The sequence below is a fragment of the Sphingomonas citricola genome (assembly GCF_019429535.1).
Lineage (GTDB): Bacteria > Pseudomonadota > Alphaproteobacteria > Sphingomonadales > Sphingomonadaceae > Sphingomonas > Sphingomonas citricola.
The window spans coordinates 135748-159966 of record NZ_JAHXZM010000006.1 but is presented as its reverse complement, the minus strand read 5'-3'; the positions used below and the strand labels follow the sequence as shown (position 1 = coordinate 159966).

Here is a 24219-nt window from a genome sequence, read left to right as displayed (position 1 = left end):
CGGGAGTGGTCGCATGAGGGTGCGGTCATTCGGCGAGCTGGTCGGTAGCTTCGCGACCAAGGCGCACCGCACCGGGCAGAAGGTCCATCGTAACAGCCGCAAGGCTGGCACGTGCGAGGGCCAGCTATGGTCCCCGTTCAACAAGGCCGAGCGCATGGCCCGCATGCGTGCGGCCGAACAGTACGACCGCGAGAACAAACAGCCGGGCAAGCGCAACGGTCCGATCGGGCACATCGGCCTCGACATCCTGCGCGAAATGATGCGCATCGTCGACTTCAAGACCGGGCGGCTCGAACCTTCGATCGAGTACCTGGCGGAACGCCTGCGCCGGTCGAAGAGCGCGATCCATGATGCGCTGGTGCGCCTGCGCGAGGAAGGCTTCCTAAATTGGGAGCGGCGCTTCGAGCCGCTGGAGAACCCCGATCCGTTCGGTCCCCAGGTGCGTCAGATCTCGAACGCCTACGCGCTCACCCTGCCGAAGATGGCAGCGGACATGGTGCGCCGCCTGCTCGGCCGTGCGCCTGTGCCGGCGGATGAGGTAACGCGCCGCAAGGAAGAGGAAGAGCGCACTGCCGCGATGCTGGCAACCCTCTCCTCCGAGGATCTGGCGCGCTTCCGCACCGGCGACACGTCGCTCGGCGATGCACTCGCCCGGCTCGGCCGCGCCCTTGATTGTAACGCAATTCGCCCGGGCGGGATGAACCCGGCTCTGCGAGGTTAAATATATAAGGAACGCCTACGGCGTGCGCAGCTTGCTGTTCCACCTAGCCCGATCCGGTGCTAACCAGACCAACGACAGCGAGCTTAGCGACTGTCGGACGGACCCGCTTGCGCGGGACCGGGGCTCCCTAGGAGGGAGCGGCACGCTCCGTGCCATGACCTCGCTAGCGATGCGTTCTGTGAGCCGCTTTTCCGGCTCATATCTAAGTCCTCCAAGTGTGATATCAGACTGGGATCGCAGGTTGTAGGTCGCGTGCAAGGAGGGATGATGCCGCGTACGTGAGGCCAGCAAATAAAATCTCAAGCTTGTCAGTATCCGCGCGCAAGCTCTCCCATGAGGTTGGATTGTCTCGCGTGTCTGCGTGCACGATCCCGTGCCGTCGGCGAAGGATATTGCCGAGAAAGTCTTGCCAAAGAGAGCTTGGAGGCACCTCTCCCTTTTTCCCGTCCCAATCCGTCAGCGTGTAATCGGCTGGAAGCTCTCTGTATGGAAAGTGGAAAAGGGTTGCCCGCATTCGTTTTATCTGCCGGCTAACAAGCACGTTAGATGCAGAGTCTCCATCAAAAACGGCCTCAAAGTTCGATCCGTGAAGGCAGTAGAGTATAGACCGGATGCCATATTTCTGAAAGGCAGTGTCTACCATACTTGAACTAGGGTTTTTGTTCGTATTTTCTTTGTTTGGAAAAGCACCCAAATCAATTTTTACTGAGTTAGTTGCAAAAAACTTAGCAAGCTGACGCGATTTTTTATTGATATCACTTTCTGAAGCGCCGTCGATCTGCGCGATTTTCAGCGTGAACTCTCTTTTCATCCCAGCAGGCATTTGCTCGAAAGAGTCAATATTTGCATTTATGTCTGACTGGATTGCCTCGTTTATATCTTTGATGAAAGCCTCAAGACCAGACACCATTAATACAGCGCCCGCGCGGCAAAGTATGTCATATAGTTCTTGGTCGGTCTCAAACGCAGCTTCAGCGCGGCCAATTATTGCCCGGATCTCCACCAGCCTCGCTGAGAAACTTTCCGCGAGCCCAAAAAGGAACGTACTCATCGGAGCAGATAGTGCTTCATTGCCTCAATGCGGAATTTTACCTTTGCGGCATCATTCACGCTGCCATTCACGGAAGCGAAGAAAGTATCGTCCGCAAATAGTGTTCTATATCCGGCCAATGCGCTTTGCACCCGCTCCGGTGACTTAACCAAGACATCAGGCGAAAACGCTTCAGCGAGACCAACTGCTACCGCGTCAAATACCGCTGCGTTGAACGATGACATTCTTTTCTCAATACCGCCCTCGATTCGCCACTTAGAGAATGCCGCAGGCCCTACATTATCGTAAATAAACGACATGTAATTGAGGAAGACAACCACCTTGCCATCGATTTCAGCCTGATCAAGCTCGTTAAATTCTGCGAGTGAAGAGGTGAGAAAATCCCTAAAACCGCTGCGAAGACCTAAGTATCTTTTATCTTTAAGAGCGAAGAACCGGAGGACCAATTCTACATCTTCCATCTTGCGAACTTTAGGGCTCGAGGATGGGTTTGAGACATCGACCTGTATCAAGCGCCGAAAAGGCTCAAATTCAGCTAGATGCTTGATAGTATCGTTGAATGGACCTCGCACCGTAGCGTTTCTAAGTTCCTGCGATTCAAGCTTCACCGATCCGGTATTTAAGCGTTCAAAAATGTCAAACTTGACTTGCTCGTCAACCGTCGAGTCGATGCGGAGGCACCTAATAGTTCGCTCTTCCAAGCGCCTGATGAGAAACGGTGGAAGGTCACGATAGTAAGACCCATTTAGGTCTTGAAGCGTCTCTAAACCTTCCAATGGGAATTCATTATTCCAAAATTCGAAGATGGCGGTCAGCCGTTGCTGACCATCTATGACGGTGTAGCGTGAGCTATTACCCTCAGTTTCATCGTCAACATCGACGTCCTGAGACAAGAAGACAACAGGGATCGGAATGTTTAAGATTAAGCTCTCGATCAGTCGCGACGACGTTTCCGCAGGCCAACGATGCCTTCGCTGATACTCTGGGTCGAGTTTGATTGTTTTCTTTCGAATACGAGCAACCAATGTCTCAAGATCGTACTCCACGTCCTGAGTCTTTACGGTTCTTTCACGCGCCGTCTTTTGGATGCTCTCCAGATTTTGCTTCAGAGATCGTTGGACGGTCATTCGCCTGTGTTCCGTTCGAAGGTCATCGTACGCCTTACCATGCCGGGTCGGGTGGGACCATCGCCTCCGACTGGGGAGCGGTCTGGCGCCATTTTATGGTAACCAACCGCGCCCTATTATCGGCGCAACTCTGATGACCCTGAGTGCACCCAATCGCACCCGGCTGCTACCCGACCGATCGCTCTATATTCGTGAATTTGCCGCCTGATGTCGCTCGCTTGGCAGTGCACCTTTCGGGACCTGTAAAGCTCGGGGGCGAGGCGGGGGGAATAGCGCGCTTTGAGGGCTAGCAGCCAGTCGCCCCCGCTAATCGGGGCTCATCTGGTTCTGAAGCGATGGCGTTCAAGCTTTTCGACGCCGTATGGCTTTCGCAGCGCTCAGCCTTCGGCCCCCCACTGATCTCACTCACGATTACCCACCTTGCTTCTAATGCTTAGCTTTACCTATGAGAGACCCCAACAGCTCTATCGCTGGGCTTCATCAATTGTAAATATAGGTATCGTCTGTGACCTTACGCTTTGACCGTGATGCCGAGGAACAGTTCATTGACACTAAGGGTATCGCTGCTGTTGCGCGCGCCGCAGTAGACATAACACAGAAGAGGTTTTCTGAGCGATATTATCGAGGCAAGTCGCGAAAACTGCATGTTCTTTGGGTGAATACAAGGGTCTTTAAAGCTGGCGCTTTCATGCGGCCAAATGGCGACCACGAGGTCAGGATCAGCTATGGTGCTGCTATAGAGATATATCGCGATGCTCTCTTATTCCCAGAGGCTTGTCAGCGCGTACTGACACGCACGGAATTTGATCCGATCTTCAATCTCTTGAGCTATGGAAACAAGCGATCTGATGTATTGCCTGCGGAGCTCCGCCCTGAAGATGCTAAGCTGCATATAGTTCAGTACATGACAACTTGGTTGTTTTTGCATGAACAAGCCCATCTTCTCCAACAACATGGGGAGCTGGCTCGCTCGCAAGGCTTTTCAGAACTACTAAGCCACGACGGCGGGCTGAATGACGGAAAAGACGCAGCACAACCAGCGAATACCGGAGAGGCTTCATTAAGGCATGCCTTCGAATTTGCTGCCGACTTCGAAGCTTTGACGCTTCTCCTACTTCGCGAAAGCCGCGAAATTGATGAGCCTCGACTTTGGTGCCTCGCTGCGGGACTTATGTGTATGTTCCATCGCTTCAATGAAATAGCGAGAGGCTCGGTAGAGGATCTGCCGAGCGGCACACACCCTCATCCTGCTTTGAGAATGCGGGTAGCTATGAACCGCATAGAGCAGATCTTTGAAATGCCTGATTTCATCGCCACATCCAATTGGGAAGGTGGAAGCGCGAGAGCGCGCGCAATCATGGATCATGCCGTATATACGGCCGATGCATATTGGCATTTACGCTATATCGACTTGAAGGAGCGCTCCACTTTAATCGATTATGTCACAGAAAACCTCGTGGTTCCCGCATCGTACCAATCTGCTATCTTTCGTACTTGGTCAGCCGTTCAAATGGGGATCATTAGAAACCACTTGGGTGACGGTGACGCTGTCACTTTGTTTCTGCGATCCCCGCAGGCTGTTGGAGGTCGAGTTGATCCTTTGAAGGTTCCGCCTTCGCCTCCTGGTAAATAAGACGACGCGGTTAGGCGCGGCGTTGCCGTTCGCCGTACCTAGCCGCATCGACGGTCAGGCCGCGCGATCGCCCGCGATCGGCCGGTTGCTGATGATCAGCTCGCCCACCTTCTTCGCGGCGCCGGCACCGATCGTGTACGTGACGGGCACGTCGATCATCTCGAAGCGGCCGAACGTCTCGCGCGCGCCGGGCGTGTCGTTGATCGACAGGACAAACGCGCCCTTGATGCTGGCGAGTTGGTCGGCGAGCGCGGCGAAGTCGTCGCGGCCGAACACGTCCTGGCCGTAGTCGGTCTCGCATCCCCAGTAGGGTGGATCGAGATAGAAGAGCGCGCCGTCGCGATCGTAGCGGCGGATGAACTCGGCATAGCCGAGCTGCTCGATCACCACGCCCTGCAGGCGCTCGTGTATGTCAGCGAGCATCGGCTCCAGCTTGCCGACATTGAACCGGGCACCCTGCCCCTTGTCGACGCCGAAGTGCCGACCCTCGACCTTCCCGCCAAACGCCAGCCGCTGAAGATACAGGAACCGAGCCGCGCGCTGCAGGTCGGTCAACCGCTCGCCGGGGATGGCGCGCAGCCGCTCGAACTCGGCGCGCGACGCCACCCGCCAGCGCAGCATGTCGATGAAGTAGGGGTAATGCTCCTGCAGCACGCGAAAGAACGTCGCGATGTCGCCCGACACGTCGTTGATCGCCTCGGCCGCGGGGCGCGCGGTGCGACGCAGGAAGATCCCGCCCATGCCGACGAACGGCTCGGCGTAGCTGGTGTGCGGGATCTGACCGAGCAGCGCGATGACGCGGCGCGCGAGATTGCGCTTGCCGCCGATGTACCCGGCCGCAGGCGCGACGGGGAGAACAGAAATAGAACATGACATGTGTGGAAATCTCACCCAAATGATCCCGCCCGAGGCGACTCGGGTGCGGGACGGCCAATTGGCCGATCGTGTCGTGGCGAGACTTCCCTCGTCGGTTTAGCCAGGTGGCAGCCCGGCTTCCCCCGCTCGGTCACATGGACCGATCGTTGAACTATTCGAGCGCGGCGCGCTCGCGATAACGGATAGCTTCGACGCCCAGCCGATCGTTCAGCTCGAGCAGCGCCGTCTTGATCGGCTCGATCTCCAGCTCGAGGAACATCGCGGTGGCATCTTTCGGACTGCCGAACGCGGATCCCTGCGCCGGCACGATACCGAGCAGCTGGGGCGGCACGCGGTGCGCGGCGAGCACGTCGGCCTGCGTCGCCGACTTGATGCCGAGGAACTCATCCTTCGCGCCGACCTCGGCAATCGGGATCACCTTAATCCCGGCCTCCTTCCCGCCAGGCGCGTGCACGAAGAGGTTGCGGAAGTTGCCCGGCCCCTTGCTGTTCTTCAGCGCCAGCCGCATCGCGTCGGTGTCGCCGTTCTGGAAGTCGCCGGTGGCGTAGAGGATGTATCCGGCGTGGCTGCCGTTCAGGTAATAGCGGCGCCGGAACAACGTCGCCGCCTCGTTCAGCAGCGCCGACTGCAATGCCGACAGGTATCTGCGCCTGCGCCGTGAGGCTGCCGGGCTGTCGATCGCCGCGGTCGCCCGCGCGCTGGCGAAGAAGCCCGGCGACCTCGCCGCGGCGACCGACCTCGTCCACATGCTCGAACAGCCGGGCAACGTCGCCCGCAAGATCAAGACGCTCTACGCGCTGCAGGCGGTCTTCCCCTTCGACCAGGCGGTCTACGGGCAGCTCGCTCGCGAACCAGCCGAGCATCACCCGCAGGTCTGCCGTGGTTGCGGCTGCAGCGAATGGGACAAGGACGACCGGCACGCCATCCGCTTCGCATGGTCGACCGACCATAGCTGCGTCCGCTGCGACGGCACGCCCGCCGCGGAGCGCGACCAGTGATCGGCGGCGTCGACGCCCCGCGCGGCCGCGCGCGCCGCGCGCTCCGCATTGCTGGAAAGCTGGTCGTTGTCCTGCTCGCCATCCTGCTCGCGCCCGTTGTCGTCGCCTGGGCGCTCGCCCAGCTCGTCGGGACGCCTCGGTGATGGCGCCGCGTCTTTCCACCAGCCAGATCCTCGCGCGCTGCGCGAGCGGGCTTCTGGTCGGGCAGGTGCTCGTCGTCGCGCTGGATCGCCTCATCGGCGGTCCCGGCCCGTTCGTGATGTTCGGCCTGTGATGTGGCGCGCGCAGCACCTGCGCAGCCGGTCGCCGGCATCGCTCGCGGTGACCGCTGCCTCTACCTCGGCATCGGTCAGCTCGCCGGCAAGCAGTGCGACGTGCTCTCGGCGCACCGCGCCTTCGCCGTCATCCGCTTCGACACCGGCCTCGCCCTGCTCACCCTCGCGACTGATCTCCACCCCGTCCCGCGCCGCCCGCCGCCCATGTTCTGACCGGCCGCGTCTTGTTGAATGTCATTCAACAAGGTCGCGGTCTGGTCCCGGCGCGCTCGCCCCTTCCACGAAGAGGACCGCCCTATGACCAGCACGTCCCCCACCCCTGTCCGTCCTCGCACGGGCAAGGCTGACGCTCTCGTCTGTGCCGGAAAACCGGCTCAATCGCGTGGCGTCTTCACCGTCGGTCGCATGCAAGGGTTGGAAACAGCCGCGAAGCTGCTCGGCGGTCAGCAGATTCTCGGTGACGCGATCGGCGTCGGCTCGCGCAACATGCGCGCGAAATTCGCCGCCGAACGCGGCATCAGCGATGGCGACATCCGCCTCACTGTCGCTGCTCTAGAGTGGAAGGCCAAACGCCTGCTGGACCACGCAGCCAAGCTGCGCGGTGAAATCATACCCAAAAGCACGAACTCACCTACACCCGAGGGCCAGCAGCTCGACATCGAACAAGCCATCGGGGCGGCGCGATGAAGACTGCCGCAGAGGCAAAGCAAGCGGGCTACGCGGCAAGCGTCGGCCGGTTCATGAGCGTCAACGACGTGATCGCCAGCATCGGCGTCAGCCGCGCCACGATCTATAGGATGATCGCGAAACAGGAATTTCCGACCCAACACCGCCTGACCGCTGGCCGAATCGGCTGGTGGGAAAAAGACGTCGAAACTTGGCTTCAAAGCCGCCCGGTCGGAGGCATCGACAGCAGCTAAGTGGCGCAATCGCGGGGGTACAGCAGGGGGTACTGCTGAAACCACAACGAGAAACTTGATAATGAGAGCAGCGCCTTATGTCCGATCAGCCCGTAGCAGTCCCTTCCACCACTTTTCATATCGCAGTGCGCTCGCGAAAAAATCGCCCCGCCCTCCCATCCGGAAGGCATGACCAACGTCGGGCGCGCAGGTGCGACACCCCGGCACGGAAACATTGTGCAACATTATTTTGCCTGCCCCGGACCGGAGCATAGCTAATCTCCGTTAAGCGACCATCGCCGGCATCGGGCCGGACGCATGGGTGCAGGGGTTGGTCATGGACGGAACGGCGTTCCTCATCGGTTTCACAATCATGTCGCTGGGGTCGCTCGCGATTTACGCGACGGGAAGCAAGCGCCCGCCCACCCGGCACCACACGTTGCTGCACGCCAGCGTCCCCTTCATCGCTGCCACCGCCTATCTCGCGATGGCGTTCGGCATCGGCACGCTGGTGAAGTTCGACGGCACCGCGACCTATCTCGCGCGCTATCTCGACTGGTCGGTGACGACGCCGATCCTGCTCGCGGGGCTGGTGCTGCTCGCCTTTCACGAACGGCGGTCGACCGGCGAGGTCGGCGGTTATCTGACCGCGATCATCGTGCTCGACGTGCTGATGATCGTGACCGGCCTGATCTCCTCGCTCGCCGACGTGCCGGTGATCAAGTGGATGTGGTTCCTTTGGTCGTGCGTCGCGTTCGCGGGCGTGCTCTACCTGTTGTGGATGCCGCTGCGCACGCAGGCGGTCGAGCGGGGGGCCACGCTGGGCGCTGCCTACACCAAGAATATCGCCTTCCTGACGGTCATCTGGTTCCTCTACCCGGTCGTCTTCCTCGCCGGGCCTGAGGGTCTGAAAATCATCAACGATCCGACCTCGGTCTGGGCGATCCTTGTCATGGATGTCGTCGCCAAGGTGGTCTACGCCTTCTATGCTGCCGCCAACGTCGACAAGGCGCTGCGTGACGGCGGTTCCACGCACGATCACGACCACATCGACGCGTGAGCGCGCGCGTGCCGGTCGCGGTCGCGGTAGCGGGTAGTCCCGGCTGGCCAGTGGCCGGCTGGGTCGTCTTGGGCGCGGCCGGGCTCGCAGCCGCCTTCTCGCCGCTGCTGGTGCAGCTCGGCTACGCGATCATCGCGATCGGGGTGATCGGCATGGCGCACGGCGCGAGCGATCTGGCGATCGTTGAGCACGCCCGGCGACCGGCATTTCTGGCGCTGTACGCGTCGGTGTCGCTCGCTTGCCTGTGGTGGTGGACGACCGAGCCGGCGGTGGCGCTGCCGTTGTTCCTGCTCGCGTCCGCAATCCATTTCGCGCTCGAGGACGCGCCGTCGGGGACGCTCGGCGAGCGCGTCGCGCGCGGCGCTAGCCTGATCGCGGCACCGGCGGTGATCCACGCAAACTCGCTCCGCGACCTGCTGATCATCGCGGGCGGCCCCGATGCGCTGGTCCCGGCGCTCGTGACCGGGCTGACGATCACCGGCGCGGTGACTTCCGCCGCACTGTTGATACTCGCGGCACGCCGGCACGATGCGCGATTGGCGGCCGGCATCCTCGCACTGTTGCTGTTCCCGCCGCTGATCGGCTTCTCGCTCGGCTTCCTGATCCTCCACGCCTTGCCGCAAACCGACGTGCGTCGCGCGAAGATGGGATGCGCGACGACCGCCCACTACGTCCGCGCGGTGGCGCCGATCCTGTTGCTCGCCTTCATCCTGGCTGGCCTCGTTGCCGCCGTGCTGCTGCGCGTCGACGCGACCGGGGTGCGTGCGCTCTTCGCCGCGATCGCCGCGCTGGCGGTGCCGCATCTGCTCGTCACGCCCTGGTTCGCTGCTCCGCCGATCACCGCAGGCCTGCGCACCGCGTGACGGCCGCTCTAGCTGCGCGACGCCTTCTTCCCCGACAGCGCCGACAGTACGCCGCGCATCGTGCGGACTTCCTGGCTGCTCCAGCCGGGCTTGGTCAGCATCGTACGGATCGTCCGCTTCGAGGTCGGTACGCGATCGGGCGGGAAGAAGAAGTTCGCCGCCTCCAGCATCGCGTCCAGTTGCCCGATCATCCCCTCCAGCTCGCCGTGCGGCGCGGGCGGGTCGAGTGCGACCTCGGGCGGGCTGGCGAGCGCGACGTGCTTCGACCATTCGTAGGCGACGAGGATCACCGCCTGCGCGAGGTTGAGGCTGCCGAACTCGGCGTTGATCGGCACCGTCACGATCGTACGCGCGAGCGCGACGTCGTCGGTCTCCAGCCCCGAACGCTCGGGACCGAACAGGATCGCGGAACCGCCCGGCTCGGCGTGGATGGCCCGTGCGGCGATCTCGGGGGTCACCACCGGCTTGGTCACGCCGCGCTTCCTCACCGTGGTCGCGTAGACGTGCGCGCGGTCGGCGACCGCCTCGGCCACCGTCTCGAACACGCGCGCGCGTTCCAGCACCACGTCGGCGCCCGACGCGGCGGGTCCGGCGGCAGGGTTGGGCCAGCCGTCGCGCGGCGCGACGAGCCGCAGATCGGTCAGCCCGAAATTCAGCATCGCGCGCGCGGCCTTGCCGATGTTCTCACCCAGTTGCGGGCGCACGAGAACGATCGCGGGCGGCGGCACGGCGCTGCCGCGTTCGTGCGAAACGGGGTCGGTCACGTCGCTCATCCGCGCGCGGCCTCCTCTACCGTCCCGGCGAATTCCTCGAAATCGCGCGCCTCGCTGAAATCGCGGTAGACGCTGGCGAAGCGGATGTACGCGACCGAATCGAGACCCTTCAGCCCGTCCATCACCATCTCGCCGATCCGCTTGGAAGTGACTTCGCTGTCACCCGTTGTTTCGAGTTGCCGCTGGATACCGCTGACGAGCTTCTCGATCGCGAGCGCGTCGATCGGCCGTTTGCGCGCCGCGATCGAGACCGAGCGGAGCAGCTTCTCGCGGTCGAACGGTTCGCGACGGTGCTCGCTCTTCACGACCACTAGATCGCGCAACTGGATTCGCTCGAACGTCGTGAAACGCGCCGCACAGCCCTCGCACTGGCGACGGCGCCGGATCGCGGCGCCGTCGTCGGTGGGGCGGCTGTCCTTTACCTGGCTGGCCTCATGGCCGCAGAACGGACAGCGCATTCAGTCCTTGCGCTTCGCATAAGCGACCGCGGCGCCGGCGATCGCGCCGAGCACGGGGCCGACGACCGGCAGCGGGATCGCGACGATCGCGCCGATCGCGCTGTACTTGGCCATCTTCTTGCCCAGGCCCGGGGTCGCTTTGATCTCGCCCTGGATTTCATCGAACTTCGACACAGTCTATCACCCTTCGTAGATCGGGAACCGTGCGCAGAGGTCACGCACGCGACCACGAACGTCCGCCTCGACCTCAGGGTCCCCGTGCTCGCCCTTCTTCGCCAAACCGTCGAGCACGTCGGAGACCATGTTGCCGATCTCGCGGAACTCGGCCGGGCCGAAGCCGCGGGTCGTGCCGGCGGGCGAGCCGACGCGGATGCCGCTGGTCTTGACCGGGGGCAGCGGATCGTTGGGGATGCCGTTCTTGTTGCAGGTGATGCCCGCACGCTCCAGCGCCTCGTCGGCGTCGCGGCCCGTCACGCCGAGCGGCGTCAGGTCGACGAGCGCCAGATGCGTGTCGGTCCCGCCCGAGACGAGGTCCGCGCCGCGCTCCTTCATCGTCGCAGCGAGCACCTTGGCATTCTCGACCACTGCCGCGGCATAGGCCTTGAAATCGGGGCGCAGCGCCTCGCCGAACGCGACCGCCTTGGCGGCGACGATGTGCATCAGCGGACCGCCCTGGAGACCCGGGAACACTGCCGAGTTGATCTTCTTCGCGATCGCCTCGTCATCGGTCATCACCATGCCACCGCGTGGCCCGCGCAGCGTCTTGTGCGTGGTCGTGGTGACGACGTGCGCGTGACCGAACGGCGTCGGGTGGACGCCGCCCGCGACGAGCCCGGCGAAATGCGCCATGTCGACCATGAAGAACGCGCCGACCCTGTCCGCGATGGCGCGGAAGCGGGCGAAATCGATGTGGCGCGGATAGGCCGAGCCGCCGGTGATCAGGATGCGGGGCTTGTGCTCGATCGCGAGCGCCTCGACCTGATCATAGTCGATCAGATGCGTGTCGGGGGTCACGCCGTATTGCACCGCGTTGAACCACTTGCCGCTCATCGCCGCGCGCGCGCCGTGCGTCAGGTGTCCGCCCGCATCGAGGCTCAATCCCATGATCGTATCGCCGGGCTTGGCGAGTGCCAGCATCACCGCGCCATTCGCCTGCGCGCCCGAGTGCGGCTGGACGTTGGCGTAAGCACAACCGAACAGCTGCTTCGCACGCTCGATCGCCAGCACCTCGACCTCGTCCGACGGCGCGCAGCCCTGGTAATAACGCTTGCCCGGATAGCCCTCGGCATATTTGTTGGTGAAGACACTACCCTGCGCCTCGAGCACCGCACGGCTGACGATGTTCTCGCTCGCGATCAATTCGATCTGCGTCTGCTCGCGCGTCAGTTCATGCTCGATGCCGGCGAACACCGCCGCGTCGGCGTCGGCGAGGCCACGAGTGAAGAAGCCATCTGGCTGAACATCGTTGGCGACGATCGGATTGCTGCTCATGCGGGGTCCTTCAGCTTGTCGACGCGCTCGCAGTGGCGGCCGCCGAGGAAATCGGTGGACAGGAACGCGGACACGCAGGCGCGCGCCATTTCGGGGCCGATCACCCGCGCGCCCATCGCGATCGCGTTGGCGTCGTTGTGGCTGCGCGCGAGGGCAGCCGACAGCGGCTCGGCGACGAGCGCGCAGCGCACCGCGGGGTTTCGATTGGCCGCGATCATGATGCCGATCCCCGACCCGCACAAAGCGATGCCGCGTTCGGCACGCCCGTCCGCCAGCGCCTCGGCCAGCGCGTAGCCGTAATCGGGGTAATCGACGCTCGCGTCGCCGTGGGTGCCGAGGTCGAGCACCTCATGCCCCTGTTCGCCCAGCCACTGGACGAGATCGGCCTTCAGCGAAACGGCCGCGTGATCGGATGCGATGACGATGCGCAACGGGATCGGACGCCTTCACAAAAACGGAGGAGGTTGGATGCGCGGCTCCATAGCCGCGTGCGCGCGGAAACGCCACCCGGAACGCTTCGCGAGCGGCAGGTGTTTGGGAGGATCATGAAACAGATCGCCCCGCTCGCCGCTCTGCTCGCCATGCTCGCCGCGTGTAACGGCGCGCCGCCATCGACCACGGCGAACAGCATGACGAGCGCGGGCGCGACCGAACCCGCCGCCGATAATATCGCCGCGGCTACACCCTCGGCCGCCCCCACCTCGGCCGCATCCCCATTGCCCGGCGCGTCCGCGGGCCAGGGCGACCGCGACTACGCCGGTCGCTGGATCGGGGTCGAGGGGACCTACCTGAACGTGACGCCGACCGGCCCCGGCACCGCCTCGCTCGAGATGCAATACGATCTCGACAACAAGGGCACCTACCCCGCGACGGTCACCCCCGCGGGACTGCGTTTCACGCGCAAGGGCAAGACGTTGGTGCTGCGCCCGAGCGACGGCAACGCCACCGGGCTCAAATGGCTCGCGGGCAAGAAGGATTGCCTGACCGTCACCTCTGGCGAGGGTTACTGCCGCGCCTGAACCGCAGCGTCGAGCGCCAGCGTGCGGCGCGCCTCGTCGAGGTGAAGCCGCTCGACCATCTTGCCCTCGAGCCGGATCGCGCCGCGCGCGGCATGTTCGGGAAGGTCGAACGCCGCGACGACCTGCTGCGCCCACGCGACCTCGTCCGCCGCGGGCGCGAAGACGCGGTTGGCCGCCGCGATCTGTGCGGGGTGGATCAGCGTCTTGCCGTCGAACCCCCATTCGAGTCCCTGCGCGCACTCCGCCGCGATCCGCTCCTCGTCGTCGAGTACGTTGATCACACCGTCGAGCGCGACCAGCCCCGCCATCCGCGCGGCGAGCACCACCTGCGTCAGGATCGGCAGCAGCGGAGCGCGCGTCGCACCGGGGCGGCAGCGTAGTTCCTTGGCAAGATCGTTGGTACCGACCACCAGAGCGGCCAGTCCCACCGCACCGCTCGCATCGACGATGTCGGCGAGGTTGACGACGCCGCGCGCGCTCTCGACCATCGCCCATAGCGGGATGCCGTCACCCAGCTGCCGCCGCGCGGCGCCGAGCGTGTCGACGTCGGATACCTTGGGCAGCAGCACCGCGTCGGCGCCGCTGTCGCGAAGCGCGGCGAGGTCGTCCGCACCCCATTCAGTATCGAGCGCGTTGGCGCGCACCACCAGCTCGCGGTAACCGAACCCGCCCGCGCGCACCGCCGCGACCGCCGCGTCGCGCGCGCTCGCCTTCTGCTCGGGCGCGACCGCGTCCTCCAGGTCGAGGATGACGACGTCGCAGGCGAGGTCGCGCGCCTTCGCGATCGCGCGCGGGTTCGACGCGGGCATGTAGAGCGCGCTGCGGCGCGGGCGGAACGGCGGGGCGGGGGTGGATCGATCGTTCATGCGGTTGCCCCATACGCCAAGTGTGCGCGCACGACGATCACGCCACCGCGCAGCGCCACACCATATCCTCGCCGACCAGCGCGACGTGCCCCGGATGCCCCACCGGCTCGACCGCGCCGTCGGTCAGCCACGCGATCATGTCGTGATCATCGCCCGGCACCTTCGCGAGCGTCCGCTGCCCCGCGGGCGTGCGCGCGACGATCACGCCACCCGTCGCCGCGCCATTGCGCGCGTAGAAGACGGTATAGGTCTCGATCGTCGCGGGCCCGTCATAGTCCTTCACCAGCTCGGGCACGGGACCCCGCGCCGCGTCGGCCGCCGCCTGCACGTCGAAATCGTTCGGCGCACCCGCGCCGGGAAGTGGGCGCGTCGCGAGCACGATCGCGTGATTGTGCGTCGCGTAGCCGCCATTGGCGTAGAGCAGCCCCGTCTCGCCCTCGCCGCCGCGCAGTGCATCGACCATCTCGGCGACCGCGTGGCTCATGTAATTGCCGATCGGCCCGCCGCCGAAGGTCAGCCCGCCGAACACAGTCGCCGCGCGCTCGACCGGCCAGCCGATCACGCGTCGCGCCATCTTGGGCACGCACGGAAAGCACGAATAAAGCTCGACCAGGTCAATCGTGTCGGCGTCGACCGCATTCCATTCGAGCACGTGTCCCAGACACGCGGTCATGCTGGGCGAGGCGTCGTAGCGGTCGCGCGCGAGGAAATCCTCGGGCTCGTGCGCGGCCGCACCGCGCCCGACATAGACGATCCGCGCCGCCGCCACGCCGCGCCGCCGCGCCTCGGCTAGGCTGGTGACGATGAACCCCGCGCCCTGGTTGACCGACGAATTGGCGACGGTCAGTTTGGTATAGGGAAAGGCGATCGGCCGGTTGTCCGCACCCGGCGTCACGATCTCCTCGGACCTTCGCCGGGTGTGGAGCCACGCCGCGGGCGTCTGCGCCGCGATTGCCGAAAAGCGCGACCAGATCTCGCCCGTCTCGCGCTGCGCTTGCTCCAGCGTCTGTCCCCAGGCAGCACGGCCCGCATTCTCGTACAGCGGATAGACGTCGACCGGCGCGCTCAGCCCGTATTGGCGGCGGAAGCCGGGCTTCGCCGCATCGGTCAGCGTGCGCAGCGGGTTCTGCGCCGCGACGTCGGTCTTCGCGGCTGCGGCGGCGCGCTGGCTCGCGGTGCGCAGCGCCTCCGCGCCGACGACCAGCGCGATCCGTCCCTCGCCGCGCGCGATCCTGTTCGCCGCCTCGTTCAGCAGCAGGATCGGGCTGTCGCCGTTGGGCCCGACTGATTCGTACGCGAGCGCCGGGCGCGCGCCGATCGCGGCGGCGAGCCGGTCGGCGAGCGGATTGTGCCGGCGAAAGCTGATCTGCTGCACCACCGCGACCGAATCGGCGTCGCGCAGCCACCCGCCGCCCGCGTCGCGGTCGGCCTCGTCGAGGGCGGCCTGCATCAGCGCGAGCGGCTCCAACCCATCGGCCGGGTCGCGCGGGCGGTCGTTGACCTGCCCGACGCCGACGATCACCGCGACGCGTTCGGGATCGACGCTCACGAGGCGGTCCACACCGGCGCGCGCTTCTCGGCAAAGGCACGCGGGCCCTCGCGCGAATCGGCGCTGGAAAAGACGACGCGGCTTTCCGCGCGGTTCTGCGCCCACGCCGCCTCCTCGCGCGCGACGCGCCCGTCGACGATGCCGAGCGCCATTCGCTTCGACGCCTGGACCGACACCGGCGCGTTGGCGACGATCCGCGCGGCGAGCGCGAGCGCGGAGTCGAGCAGCGCGTCGGCGGGCGCGAGCGCGTTGACGAGCCCGAGCGACAGCGCGCGCTCTGCGGTAATCGGATCACCCGTCAGCATCATCTCCATCGCGATCTTCGGCGGGATCTGCGCGGGCAGCCTGAACACCCCGCCCGCCGCCGCGAACAGCCCGCGCTTGGGCTCGGGCAGGCCGAACACCGCGGTGTCGACCGCGACGACCAGATCGCAGGCGAGCGCGATCTCGAGCCCGCCACCCAGCGCCGAGCCGTTGACCGCGGCGATGACCGGGGTCGAAACCGGGTGGCTGACGATGCCGGCGAAGCCCCACGCCTGCTTGACCGCGTCGTCGGGCGCCAGCCGCTCCCCCCGCGACAAGGCGACCAGATCCGCGCCGGCGCAGAACGCCTTGTCGCCCGCGCCCGTCACGATGACGCAGCGCACCGCCGGGTCGGCGTCGGCCGCCTCCAGCGCGTCGCCCACCCCCTCGTGCACCGCCGCGTTGACCGCGTTGCGCGCCTCGGGGCGATTGATCGTCACGATCATGACGTGGTCGCGTCGCTCGACCAGAACCGCGTCGTTGCCGGATGTCGTCATCTGATTACCCTCGTTCACGCCGCGATCTCGATCGTTCCTGCCTGCGCGAGCCGCGCGATCTCCGCCTTGCTCATGCCCAGCCAGTCGGCGAGCACCTCGGCGCTGTGTTCGCCCAGCCGCGGTGCCGGGCGCTGCGCAGGCGCGGCGAGGCGCGAGCGCGCGGGCGCGGCCTCGACCGTCACGTCCTGCGCGATGAGCGGGTGCGTCGCGGTGCGGAAGGTGCCGAGCGCCTGGAAATGCGGCTGGTCGGGCAACTCGACCACGCGCAGCATCGGCGCGGCGGGCACGCCCGCGGCCTGGAGCTGCGCCGCCGCCTCGTTCGCGGTGCGCGCGCGTGTCCATGCGCTGAGCGCGGCGTCGCGGTCGCTGGTCGGATCGTCGTGTCCGATGACGCGCGCGACCACCTCATCCTCGCCCGCGTCGCGCGCGGTGACGACGACCCATTCGTCGTCGCCCGCCGCCGGATAGATGCCCCACGGCCAGGCGCGCGTCGGCCCGGTCACGTCGTCACCCGCGGCACGCGCGGCGAACAGGGGGGCGAGATGCCCCATCATCACCTCCATCTGGCTGACGCTCGCCCGCCCGCCCGCGCCCGTCCGCATCCGCCGGATCAGCAGCGCGAGCGCGCCCGCCGCCCCGACGCGCGCGGCGACGTGATCGGGATAGACCGTCACGCCGTCGGAGAAGCTCGCAGGATCGTCGGGGTAGACCCACAATTTCGACAGACCCGCAGAACACCGCACCAAGGGACCATAGCCGCCGCGCCTGCTCCACGGCCCCGTCGCGCCGAACGCGGAACTGTCGACGCTGACCAGCCGCGGGTTGAGCGCGCCGAGCCGGTCGGGCGAAAAGCCAAGCGCGTCGAGCGTCCCGGGCTTGAAGTTCGAGAGCAGCACATCGGCCTCGCCCACCAATCGCGCGAACAGCGTCTTGCCCGCGTCGGAGCGCAGGTCGATCGACAGCCCGCGCTTGTTGCGGTGCCCGGCAGCAAAGGTGATCGAGACGGGCGCATTGTCGCGCGACTGGCGCTGGCCGTCGGGAAAGGCGCCGTTCTCCACCTTGATCACGTCCGCGCCCAGGTCGGCGAGCAGCCGCCCCGTCTCCGCACCGACGACGATCACCCCCATGTCGAGCACCTTCAGCCCCGCGAGCGGGCGGTCGGCGACGGGTGGCGGCGTCCACTGCCCGCGCGGTTGATTGAACGAGACCGGGTCGCTCGACAGATCGGGCACCCCGCCGCGCGGGGCCGCGCGCTTCCCGTCGATCTCCAGCGCGCCGTCGGGCATCGGTACCAGCGTGCCCGCCACCGCGACCGGCCTGAACGCGCCGCGCGCGACGATCTGCTCGTTCGCGATCCCCTCGTCGAGGTCGAGCAGCGCCGCGGCCGGGACGCCGTGCGCTGCTGCCTCCGCCTCCACCTCGACGCGCGTCTTCGTCGCGAGCAGCGCGGCGATCGCGGGAATCAGGTCGGGCGAGCGGAACCGCGTCTGCAATTTCTCCCATTCGGGGCCCGCGAAGGCGTCGGGCCGCCCCATCCATTCCCACATCCCGCGCCACTGCCGCGGCGCCATGATGCACAGCCGGACATGACCGTCGGCGCAGGCGATGATCGGGTACCGGTGCCGCTCGTCGAAGCGACCGCGCGACATCTTCCACAGCGGCACGCCCGATTGCGCGCTGCCCGCGATCCCGAAACCAGGGTCGAGCGCGGCCATCCCCGCCTCGATCAGCGAAACGTCGACATGGTCGCCGCGCCCGTCGCGTAGTCGCTGGATGAACGCGGCGAGCGTGATCACCGCCGCCTGCGTCGCCGCGGCGTGGAGGAACAATTCGCCCGGCGGCAGCAGCGGCGCACGCTCGGGCAGCCCCGATCGCGACAATCCGCCCGACAAGGCGTGAAGCACCGGATCGGTCGCGCGCCAGCTACGCCACGGCCCGACCTGCCCAAAGTCGCTCAACGACACGACGACCAGCCCCGCGTGGCGCGCCGCACGCCCGGCGGGATCGAGCGCGAAATGCGCGTCGCTGCCCGGCGCGCTATTCTCGATCAGGATGTCGGCGTCGGCGAGGAGCGCATCGAATCCGGGATCGGTGACCGCCATCGCGACCGCGCGCTTGCCGAGGTTGGCGGCCGCGAACGACAGGCTCTCGCCGTTCAGCATCGGCCCCTCGCACCGGTCCGCGCCGCCGCCCGCGGGCTCGACGCGGATCACCTGCGCACCCAGATCGGCGAGCAACCGCGCGGTGTGCGCCATCGTCCCGGTCACGCATTCCACCACGCGCACCCCCGCGAGCGGCCGGTCGAGCGCCTCCGTGGCTTGCGCCTGCACGTCGCTCATTGCGGCCACACCAGTTCGCGCCGCCCGGTGCTCTCACGATAGAAAGCGAGGATCGCACGGTCCTCCTCGCTTTGCGGTGCGACGCCCACGTGATGCGCGATCAGCGCGCGCGACAGCCTCGCCCATGCCTCGTCGAGCTCCGTCAGCGTCCGGCCCTCGCCCGTCGCGGGGGCTTCATCACCCAGAAGCGCGCGCATCGCGGCGATGTCAGCCAGCCGCCACGCCGCCGCCTTGTCCGCCTCCTGCGCGCCGAGCACCGCGAGCAGCCCCGCGACCGTCATCATCGCGCCGCCGTACGCATCGTGCGTGGCCGCCGCCGCGCCCGCGCCCAGCCCGACCAGCCCCGCGCCGGTCAGCACGTCGCCCAGATCGCTCACCGCCAATCCTCCAGTTGCGCGGCGATGATCGCGTCCTGCCGCCGCGCGGTGTACCAGCCCGAGATGCCGAGCACCGGGTCGGTGCGCCCGTCCGCCACGAACTCGGCGAACGCCGAGGTCCAGATCGCGCGGCCCTTGACCGCGTTGAACAGCGACCACCACCGCATCGCGTCTGGGTCGACCGCGAGCCCGCTCGCCGCCTGCCACGTGTCCAGTGCGCGTGCGCGAGACGTCATGCCGCACACTGAGCCGGGCTCGAAATGGTCCCAGATCGGGTCGAGCGCCCAGCCGAGATCCTCGAGCGGGTCGCCCAGATGCGCCATCTCCCAGTCGAACATCGCGAGCATCCCGCCCGCGCCGTCGTGCATCACGTTGCCCGAGCGATAGTCGCCGTGGACGATCGCGATCTTCTGCGCGGGCGGCGGCGGTTCGCGGCGCAGCAGCCGGATCGCGGCGCGCACCACCGGCATCGGCTGCGCCTCGTCCTCGTCGAGCACGGCTTCCCAGTAATCGAGCGCGACCTCCCACGCCCGGTCGGGCGCGGGCGCGTCCAGATGCGCGGCGAGCGGCGTGCCCGCGGGATCGAGCGCGGCGAGCCGCCCGAGCGCGGTGAAGAATGCGTCACCCAGACGCTCGCCATGCTCGCCGAATGGCGCGCGCGTGAACGGGCTCGCCACCTCGCCGCCCTCGACGCGCTCCATGATGAAGAACGGCCGCTCGAGTTCGGCGCCATCGCGCTCCAGCGCGACCGCACGCGGCACGGGGACGACGCCCGCCGCGCTCTGATAGGCGCGGAACTCGGTCTCGCTCTCGGTATCGATCAGGCTGCCACCCGGATCGCGCCTGAGGATCAGCCGGTGCGTCTCGCCGTCCGCGTGCGCGTCGAAACGATAGGTCTCGCGGCTCGCCCCACCGGGGATGCGCGCCAGCCCCTCGATCGCGACGCTCGTCGACCAGAGCCGCGACAGATAGGCGGTGAGCGCGTCGGCGGAGAGCGGGGTGCCCGTCATGCCGGATCGAACACGCCGGTGAAGCCCGAGGGCGCGTGCGGGCCGACCACGAGCTGTTCGAGCACGCCCTTGCCGCGGCGGACACGGCCGTCGGGCTCGGTCATCGTCACGCCGACCGACGCCTGGACGTGGAGGTGGTGCGGCTGCATCGGCGCCAGTTCGTCGGCGCGGAAGTCCTCGCGCTCCACGGTCAGCGCCTCGCCGTGGCTGATGCCGTGCCCCCAGCGCGGGTGACCGTAGCCGAGCCCGAGCATCATGAACGTCTCGCCGATGTCGAACGCGACCCGCGTCTCGCCGCGCGCGTCGCGCAAGGTGAGCGACGCGGTGCGCGCACGGCGCGTCCCGGGCTGCCACGCGATCTCGAACGCCGCGGCGTCGTAGTGATGCTCGTCACCCTGCGCGCCGCCCTCGGGCTTCAACACTGCGCGGCGGTTCCACGCCGCACCGTGCGCGTCGTCGTTGGTGTGGAAATACAGGTCGCCGCCGTCCATCACGCACGGGCTCCACAGCCAGAAGAATTGCGGAGGCAGCGCGGGGCTGGCGGGCTGCGCGTCGGCAGCGCCGATCGGGCGCACGCCCCATGAGCGATCGCGCGTGCCGACCCAGCCCGACACGTCGTGGCGTTCGCCGTCGACCTCGACCCAGCCGGTGTAGCGGCCGTTCTGCGTCATCCGCGTCACGTCCATCAGCGTGCGCGGGCCGTTGCGGCGCGTGAAGCGCGGCTCCTCGAGCGGAAAGGCGCGGCCGGTGAAGGTGATCTCCGCACGCACGCGCTCGTCCGGCGCCTCCACCGTCACGCGCAGCACGCGCAGCGGCTCGACCACGTGAATCGCGACGGGTCCGACGTGCAGGTCCATCCGCTCCATCGCGAGCCCGCGGCTGGCGTGGAGGTTGACCTGCCGCCCGCCCTTCAACCAGCAGAAGCTCGCGTCGGTGACATTGATGTGCGGGTAGACGCCGAACGCGACCGCGAAGAAGCCGTCGTCGCCGATGCCCGGCGCGTAGCCGTTGAAGTAATAGCGATCGTAAAAATTGCGGTCGGTCCCGGCGAAGGCGACCGGCTCCGCCGTCTGGTGGATCGGGTAATCGTCGCCCTTGGTCAGGACCATCGCCGGCACCTCTCTCAGCGGCGATCTGGCGTCACCGTGGGCGCGAAACTGGACCAGCCGGCGATCGACTGTCAACGCTTGGATAACAAAAGTTACGCGAGGCGGCTGCGCGCCACCTTCACCAGCATCGCGTCGAGCGCGTTCAGAAATCGCGAGCGATCCGCGGCCGCGAACGGTGCGGGCCCGCCCAATTGATCGCCGCCCGCGCGTAGATCCGCCATGATCGCGCGCGTCGCGATCGCGCCACCGATCGAGCCGGTGGTGAATGGCTTGCCCGTCGGCGCCAGCACGCTCGCGCCCTTCTTCAAACAGCGGTCGGCGAGAAGGATGTCGCTCGTCACGACGATGCTTCGCGCGTTCGCTTCGTCCGCGATCCAGTCGTCGGCGGCGTCGAACCCGTCACCCACCACGACGCGGCGGATCTGCGGATGCGCCGGTACGCGCAGCCACTGGTTGCTGACGACCACCACGCCCGCGCCGGTACGATAGGCGACGCGGTAGATCTCCTCCTTGACCGGACACGCGTCGGCATCGACCAGGATTGTGACCGCGGCGGCGGTGCCCGCGCTCATCCTTCCGCTCGCTTCCACATCACGCTATTGCCTCCGATCGCGCCGCGGCTTGCGGCAAGTGTCATATCGTTGTAAGTCACCGGACAAGACATGGACCCATACGACTCAGGCCGCGTCCGGTACAATCATGCGCCGGCCGACGCGCCCCGCGATCCCTGGCGCCCCACCCCGCCCCCCGCGCAACCGCTGCCGTCGTTCGACGCGTGGCAGGACGATCCGTCGCCGGGATATGGCGGGGACGGTGGCAGAGGCGGCGGCGGCGACGGGCCGCCGCGCCGCCGCCGCCGCATCCGCTGGGGCAAGTGGCTGGTGCGCGGCACCGCCGCGGGGATCGTGCTGTTCATCCTCGCGGTGATCTGGCTCGCGGTCACCGCGCCCCTGTCGCAATCGTTGAAGCCGCCGACACCGCCGTCGATCACGCTGACCGACGCCAGCGGCCAGCCGATCGCCCGGCGCGGCGCGATCATCGGCGCGCCGGTCGATGCGTCCACGCTGCCGCCGCACGTGCGCGAGGCGTTCGTCGCGATCGAGGACCGGCGCTTCTTCTCGCACTGGGGCGTCGACCCGCGCGGCATCGCGCGCGCTGCGTGGCACAACATGCGCGGCGGCGGGGTTCGCGAGGGCGGCTCGACCATCACACAGCAGCTCGCGAAGAACGCCTTCCTCGATTCCGACCGCACCGCCGCGCGCAAGATTCGCGAGGTCGCGATCGCTTTCTGGCTCGAGGCGTGGCTGTCGAAGAACGAGATCCTGTCGCGCTATCTCTCGAACGTCTATTTCGGCGACAACGTCTACGGCCTGACCGCCGCCTCGCAGCATTATTTCGGCCGCCGCCCGCAGAACCTGAACGTCGGACAGGCGGCGATGCTCGCCGGGCTGGTGAAGGCGCCCTCCCGCCTCGCCCCCACCGGCAACCTCGAGGGCGCGCGCAAGCGGCAGGCGGTGGTGATCGGCGCGATGGAGGATGCAGGCTTCCTCACCCACCGCGAGGCACAGGCGGTGCAACCGCAGCGCGTGCTCGCGAAATCGGCGCAGAGCGTCCCCACCGGCACGTACTTCGCCGACTGGGTGCTGCCGAGCGCGCGCGACCAGGCCGGCGAGATCCGCGACGAGACCAAGGTCAAGACCACGCTCGACCGCAAGCTGCAGGCGACCGCAGAGCGCGTGATCCGGCAGGCGGGGCTGAAAAAGGCGCAGGCCGCGCTCGTCGCGATGCGCCCGAACGGCGAAGTCGTCGCGATGGTCGGCGGCAAGAGCTACGCCGACTCGCCGTTCAACCGCGCGACCCAGGCCAAGCGCCAGCCGGGCTCGACCTTCAAGCTGTTCGTCTATCTGGCCGCGATCCGCGCCGGCATGACCCCCGCCTCGACCGTCGAGGACGAGCCGGTCGAGATCGCGGGGTGGAAGCCCAAGAACGACGACAACCGCTACCTGGGCGAGATCACGCTCGCGCGCGCGTTCGCGCGGTCGTCGAACGTCGCCGCCGCGCGGCTGACGCAGCAGGTCGGCGTGCGGCAGGTGATCAAGGCGGCGCGCGACCTCGGCATCTCGACCCCGATCGCGAACGAGGCGACCATCGGCCTCGGCACCTCCGAAGTGTCGCTGCTCGAGCTGACCGCGGCCTATGCCGGGATCGCCAACGGTCGTTACCCGGTCGAGGCGCACGGCCTGCGCGAAACCGCGGGCAACAAGGGCTGGTTCGAGTCGCTGACCGGCGGGCAGAAGACGATGCCCGACGAACAGCGCGCGGCGATGCTGTCGCTCCTCTCCTCCTCGATCCGCGGCACCGGGCGGCAGGCGGCATTGTCGGTGCCGGGCTACGGCAAGACCGGCACCTCGCAATCGGGACGCGACGCGTGGTTCATCGGCTTCGCGGGCGATCTGGTGGTCGGCGTGTGGGTCGGCAACGACGACAATTCGCCCAATCCGGGCCTCCACGGCGGCGGGATCCCCGCGCAGATCTGGCGCAATTTCATGCAGTCGGCATTGAACATCCAGCCCGTCGTGAAGCCCGTCGTGGTCGAGGAGAATGCGATCGATCCCGAGGCCGCGATTGGCAACGGCGATCCCGTCGGCGACCTGATCGGCGGCGCGGTCGACCAGACCGCCGACCGCCTGCGCGATCTCGGCGTCGACATCCGCCAGTCGGACGACGGCTCGCTGATCGTCGGCCCGCGCGACCGCGGCCCGCCGCCACCCCCGCGCGAGGATCGCCGCGGCAACGACGACCAGGACGGCGGCGAGGAATAGACAGCGTCAGGACGAACGACGCTTATAGCGTCGACATCGTCAGATCGGCGACGTGCACGAACCTTGATGCAGGCCCGCACGTTACCCGTCCGCCGTAGCGGTC

Annotated in this window: 29 protein-coding genes; 12 read left to right on the top strand and 17 right to left on the bottom strand. The window is 66.8% G+C overall.

Annotated features, from left to right (window positions below):
* Nucleotides 1-13: 13 nt before the first annotated feature.
* Entirely contained in the window at nt 14-721 is a 708-nt protein-coding gene (locus tag KZ810_RS14980) for a replication protein A (RefSeq protein ID WP_219769919.1), read from the top strand.
* Between the two features lie 223 nt (nt 722-944).
* Here the strand turns inward: KZ810_RS14980 and KZ810_RS14975 are convergent, their stop codons facing one another.
* Together KZ810_RS14975 and KZ810_RS14970 are read right to left on the bottom strand one after the other, a co-directional pair.
* Complete coding sequence (locus KZ810_RS14975) at nt 945-1772, bottom strand: HEPN domain-containing protein (RefSeq protein WP_219769918.1); 828 nt, start codon at nt 1770-1772, stop codon at nt 945-947.
* Nucleotides 1769-2899: a DUF262 domain-containing protein gene (locus tag KZ810_RS14970; RefSeq protein ID WP_219769917.1), complete on the bottom strand. Its 1131-nt coding sequence runs from the start codon at nt 2897-2899 to the stop codon at nt 1769-1771. Before KZ810_RS14970 ends, KZ810_RS14975 begins: the two co-directional genes overlap by 4 nt.
* 505 nt (nt 2900-3404) lie before the next feature.
* Here KZ810_RS14970 and KZ810_RS14965 point away from each other — a divergent pair.
* Nucleotides 3405-4532 (top strand): hypothetical protein, encoded by a 1128-nt coding sequence (locus tag KZ810_RS14965; RefSeq protein WP_219769916.1) that lies wholly within the window; start codon nt 3405-3407, stop codon nt 4530-4532.
* Between the two features lie 54 nt (nt 4533-4586).
* Here KZ810_RS14965 and KZ810_RS14960 read toward each other — a convergent pair whose 3' ends face one another.
* Nucleotides 4587-5408 carry a DNA adenine methylase gene (locus tag KZ810_RS14960; protein ID WP_219769915.1) on the bottom strand — a complete coding sequence of 274 codons (822 nt, stop codon included), beginning with the start codon at nt 5406-5408 and terminating at the stop codon, nt 4587-4589.
* Between the two features lie 151 nt (nt 5409-5559).
* On the bottom strand, nt 5560-6156 hold the full coding sequence (locus KZ810_RS14955; RefSeq protein ID WP_373369172.1) for a hypothetical protein: 597 nt from the start codon (nt 6154-6156) through the stop codon (nt 5560-5562).
* Between KZ810_RS14955 and KZ810_RS14950 the strand changes: the two genes are divergently transcribed.
* The 8 genes from KZ810_RS14950 to KZ810_RS14920 all read left to right on the top strand — a co-directional run bounded on the left by KZ810_RS14950 (nt 6155) and on the right by KZ810_RS14920 (nt 9503).
* A complete protein-coding gene (locus KZ810_RS14950) occupies nt 6155-6406 on the top strand; it encodes a hypothetical protein (protein ID WP_219769914.1) in 252 nt (83 codons plus the stop codon). The two genes, KZ810_RS14955 and KZ810_RS14950, sit on opposite strands and share 2 nt — an antisense overlap.
* On the top strand, nt 6403-6549 hold the full coding sequence (locus KZ810_RS14945) for a hypothetical protein (protein WP_219769913.1): 147 nt from the start codon (nt 6403-6405) through the stop codon (nt 6547-6549). The genes KZ810_RS14950 and KZ810_RS14945 overlap by 4 nt, the downstream gene beginning before the upstream one ends.
* Complete coding sequence (locus KZ810_RS17305) at nt 6549-6680, top strand: hypothetical protein (protein ID WP_258044966.1); 132 nt, start codon at nt 6549-6551, stop codon at nt 6678-6680. Before KZ810_RS14945 ends, KZ810_RS17305 begins: the two co-directional genes overlap by 1 nt.
* 1 nt (nt 6681) lies before the next feature.
* Complete coding sequence (locus KZ810_RS14940) at nt 6682-6894, top strand: hypothetical protein (RefSeq protein ID WP_219769912.1); 213 nt, start codon at nt 6682-6684, stop codon at nt 6892-6894.
* Nucleotides 6895-6978: 84 nt separating this feature from the next.
* Nucleotides 6979-7368, top strand: a complete 390-nt coding sequence (locus tag KZ810_RS14935; protein WP_219769911.1) for a hypothetical protein — start codon at nt 6979-6981, stop codon at nt 7366-7368.
* Nucleotides 7365-7601: a helix-turn-helix transcriptional regulator gene (locus KZ810_RS14930; RefSeq protein WP_219769910.1), complete on the top strand. Its 237-nt coding sequence runs from the start codon at nt 7365-7367 to the stop codon at nt 7599-7601. Before KZ810_RS14935 ends, KZ810_RS14930 begins: the two co-directional genes overlap by 4 nt.
* A gap of 316 nt (nt 7602-7917) precedes the next feature.
* Complete coding sequence (locus KZ810_RS14925) at nt 7918-8640, top strand: bacteriorhodopsin (protein ID WP_219769909.1); 723 nt, start codon at nt 7918-7920, stop codon at nt 8638-8640.
* Complete coding sequence (locus KZ810_RS14920; RefSeq protein ID WP_219769908.1) at nt 8637-9503, top strand: Brp/Blh family beta-carotene 15,15'-dioxygenase; 867 nt, start codon at nt 8637-8639, stop codon at nt 9501-9503. The genes KZ810_RS14925 and KZ810_RS14920 overlap by 4 nt, the downstream gene beginning before the upstream one ends.
* 8 nt (nt 9504-9511) lie before the next feature.
* On the opposite strand, the gene KZ810_RS14915 is transcribed toward KZ810_RS14920, so the two are convergent.
* The 5 genes from KZ810_RS14915 to rpiB are packed head-to-tail and all read right to left on the bottom strand — an operon-like array spanning nt 9512 to nt 12656.
* Nucleotides 9512-10276, bottom strand: a complete 765-nt coding sequence (locus tag KZ810_RS14915; protein WP_219769907.1) for an RNA methyltransferase — start codon at nt 10274-10276, stop codon at nt 9512-9514.
* Nucleotides 10273-10734, bottom strand: a complete 462-nt coding sequence (gene nrdR, locus KZ810_RS14910; RefSeq protein WP_219769906.1) for a transcriptional regulator NrdR — start codon at nt 10732-10734, stop codon at nt 10273-10275. The genes KZ810_RS14915 and nrdR overlap by 4 nt, the downstream gene beginning before the upstream one ends.
* A complete protein-coding gene (locus KZ810_RS14905; protein WP_219769905.1) occupies nt 10735-10908 on the bottom strand; it encodes a hypothetical protein in 174 nt (57 codons plus the stop codon).
* A gap of 6 nt (nt 10909-10914) precedes the next feature.
* Nucleotides 10915-12225, bottom strand: a complete 1311-nt coding sequence (gene glyA / locus KZ810_RS14900) for a serine hydroxymethyltransferase (RefSeq protein WP_219769904.1) — start codon at nt 12223-12225, stop codon at nt 10915-10917.
* Complete coding sequence (gene rpiB, locus KZ810_RS14895; RefSeq protein ID WP_219769903.1) at nt 12222-12656, bottom strand: ribose 5-phosphate isomerase B; 435 nt, start codon at nt 12654-12656, stop codon at nt 12222-12224. The genes glyA and rpiB overlap by 4 nt, the downstream gene beginning before the upstream one ends.
* A gap of 114 nt (nt 12657-12770) precedes the next feature.
* On the opposite strand from rpiB, the gene KZ810_RS14890 reads away from it, so the two are divergent.
* Nucleotides 12771-13244 carry a hypothetical protein gene (locus KZ810_RS14890; protein WP_219769902.1) on the top strand — a complete coding sequence of 158 codons (474 nt, stop codon included), beginning with the start codon at nt 12771-12773 and terminating at the stop codon, nt 13242-13244.
* Here KZ810_RS14890 and KZ810_RS14885 read toward each other — a convergent pair.
* The 8 genes from KZ810_RS14885 to KZ810_RS14850 all read right to left on the bottom strand — a co-directional run bounded on the left by KZ810_RS14885 (nt 13229) and on the right by KZ810_RS14850 (nt 21866).
* Complete coding sequence (locus tag KZ810_RS14885) at nt 13229-14110, bottom strand: HpcH/HpaI aldolase/citrate lyase family protein (protein ID WP_219769901.1); 882 nt, start codon at nt 14108-14110, stop codon at nt 13229-13231. The two genes, KZ810_RS14890 and KZ810_RS14885, sit on opposite strands and share 16 nt — an antisense overlap.
* A gap of 37 nt (nt 14111-14147) precedes the next feature.
* The gene (locus KZ810_RS17400) at nt 14148-15671 is read right to left on the bottom strand and encodes a TLP1 C-terminal extension domain-containing protein (RefSeq protein WP_308461568.1); all 1524 of its coding nucleotides are present in this window, start codon (nt 15669-15671) and stop codon (nt 14148-14150) included.
* Nucleotides 15656-16459, bottom strand: coding sequence for a crotonase/enoyl-CoA hydratase family protein (locus tag KZ810_RS14875; protein ID WP_219769900.1), 804 nt, complete (start codon nt 16457-16459; stop codon nt 15656-15658). The genes KZ810_RS17400 and KZ810_RS14875 overlap by 16 nt, the downstream gene beginning before the upstream one ends.
* Before the next feature lie 14 nt (nt 16460-16473).
* The gene (locus KZ810_RS14870; RefSeq protein ID WP_219769899.1) at nt 16474-18798 is read right to left on the bottom strand and encodes a CaiB/BaiF CoA-transferase family protein; all 2325 of its coding nucleotides are present in this window, start codon (nt 18796-18798) and stop codon (nt 16474-16476) included.
* Complete coding sequence (locus tag KZ810_RS14865; RefSeq protein ID WP_219769898.1) at nt 18795-19175, bottom strand: hypothetical protein; 381 nt, start codon at nt 19173-19175, stop codon at nt 18795-18797. The genes KZ810_RS14870 and KZ810_RS14865 overlap by 4 nt, the downstream gene beginning before the upstream one ends.
* Complete coding sequence (locus KZ810_RS14860) at nt 19172-20185, bottom strand: phosphotransferase family protein (protein WP_219769897.1); 1014 nt, start codon at nt 20183-20185, stop codon at nt 19172-19174. The genes KZ810_RS14865 and KZ810_RS14860 overlap by 4 nt, the downstream gene beginning before the upstream one ends.
* Nucleotides 20182-21294, bottom strand: coding sequence for an Rv3169 family protein (locus KZ810_RS14855; protein WP_219769896.1), 1113 nt, complete (start codon nt 21292-21294; stop codon nt 20182-20184). The genes KZ810_RS14860 and KZ810_RS14855 overlap by 4 nt, the downstream gene beginning before the upstream one ends.
* A 92-nt stretch (nt 21295-21386) precedes the next feature.
* The gene (locus KZ810_RS14850; protein WP_219769895.1) at nt 21387-21866 is read right to left on the bottom strand and encodes a YaiI/YqxD family protein; all 480 of its coding nucleotides are present in this window, start codon (nt 21864-21866) and stop codon (nt 21387-21389) included.
* 90 nt (nt 21867-21956) lie between these two features.
* On the opposite strand from KZ810_RS14850, the gene KZ810_RS14845 reads away from it, so the two are divergent.
* Nucleotides 21957-24116: a transglycosylase domain-containing protein gene (locus KZ810_RS14845; RefSeq protein WP_219769894.1), complete on the top strand. Its 2160-nt coding sequence runs from the start codon at nt 21957-21959 to the stop codon at nt 24114-24116.
* Nucleotides 24117-24219: the final 103 nt, after the last annotated feature.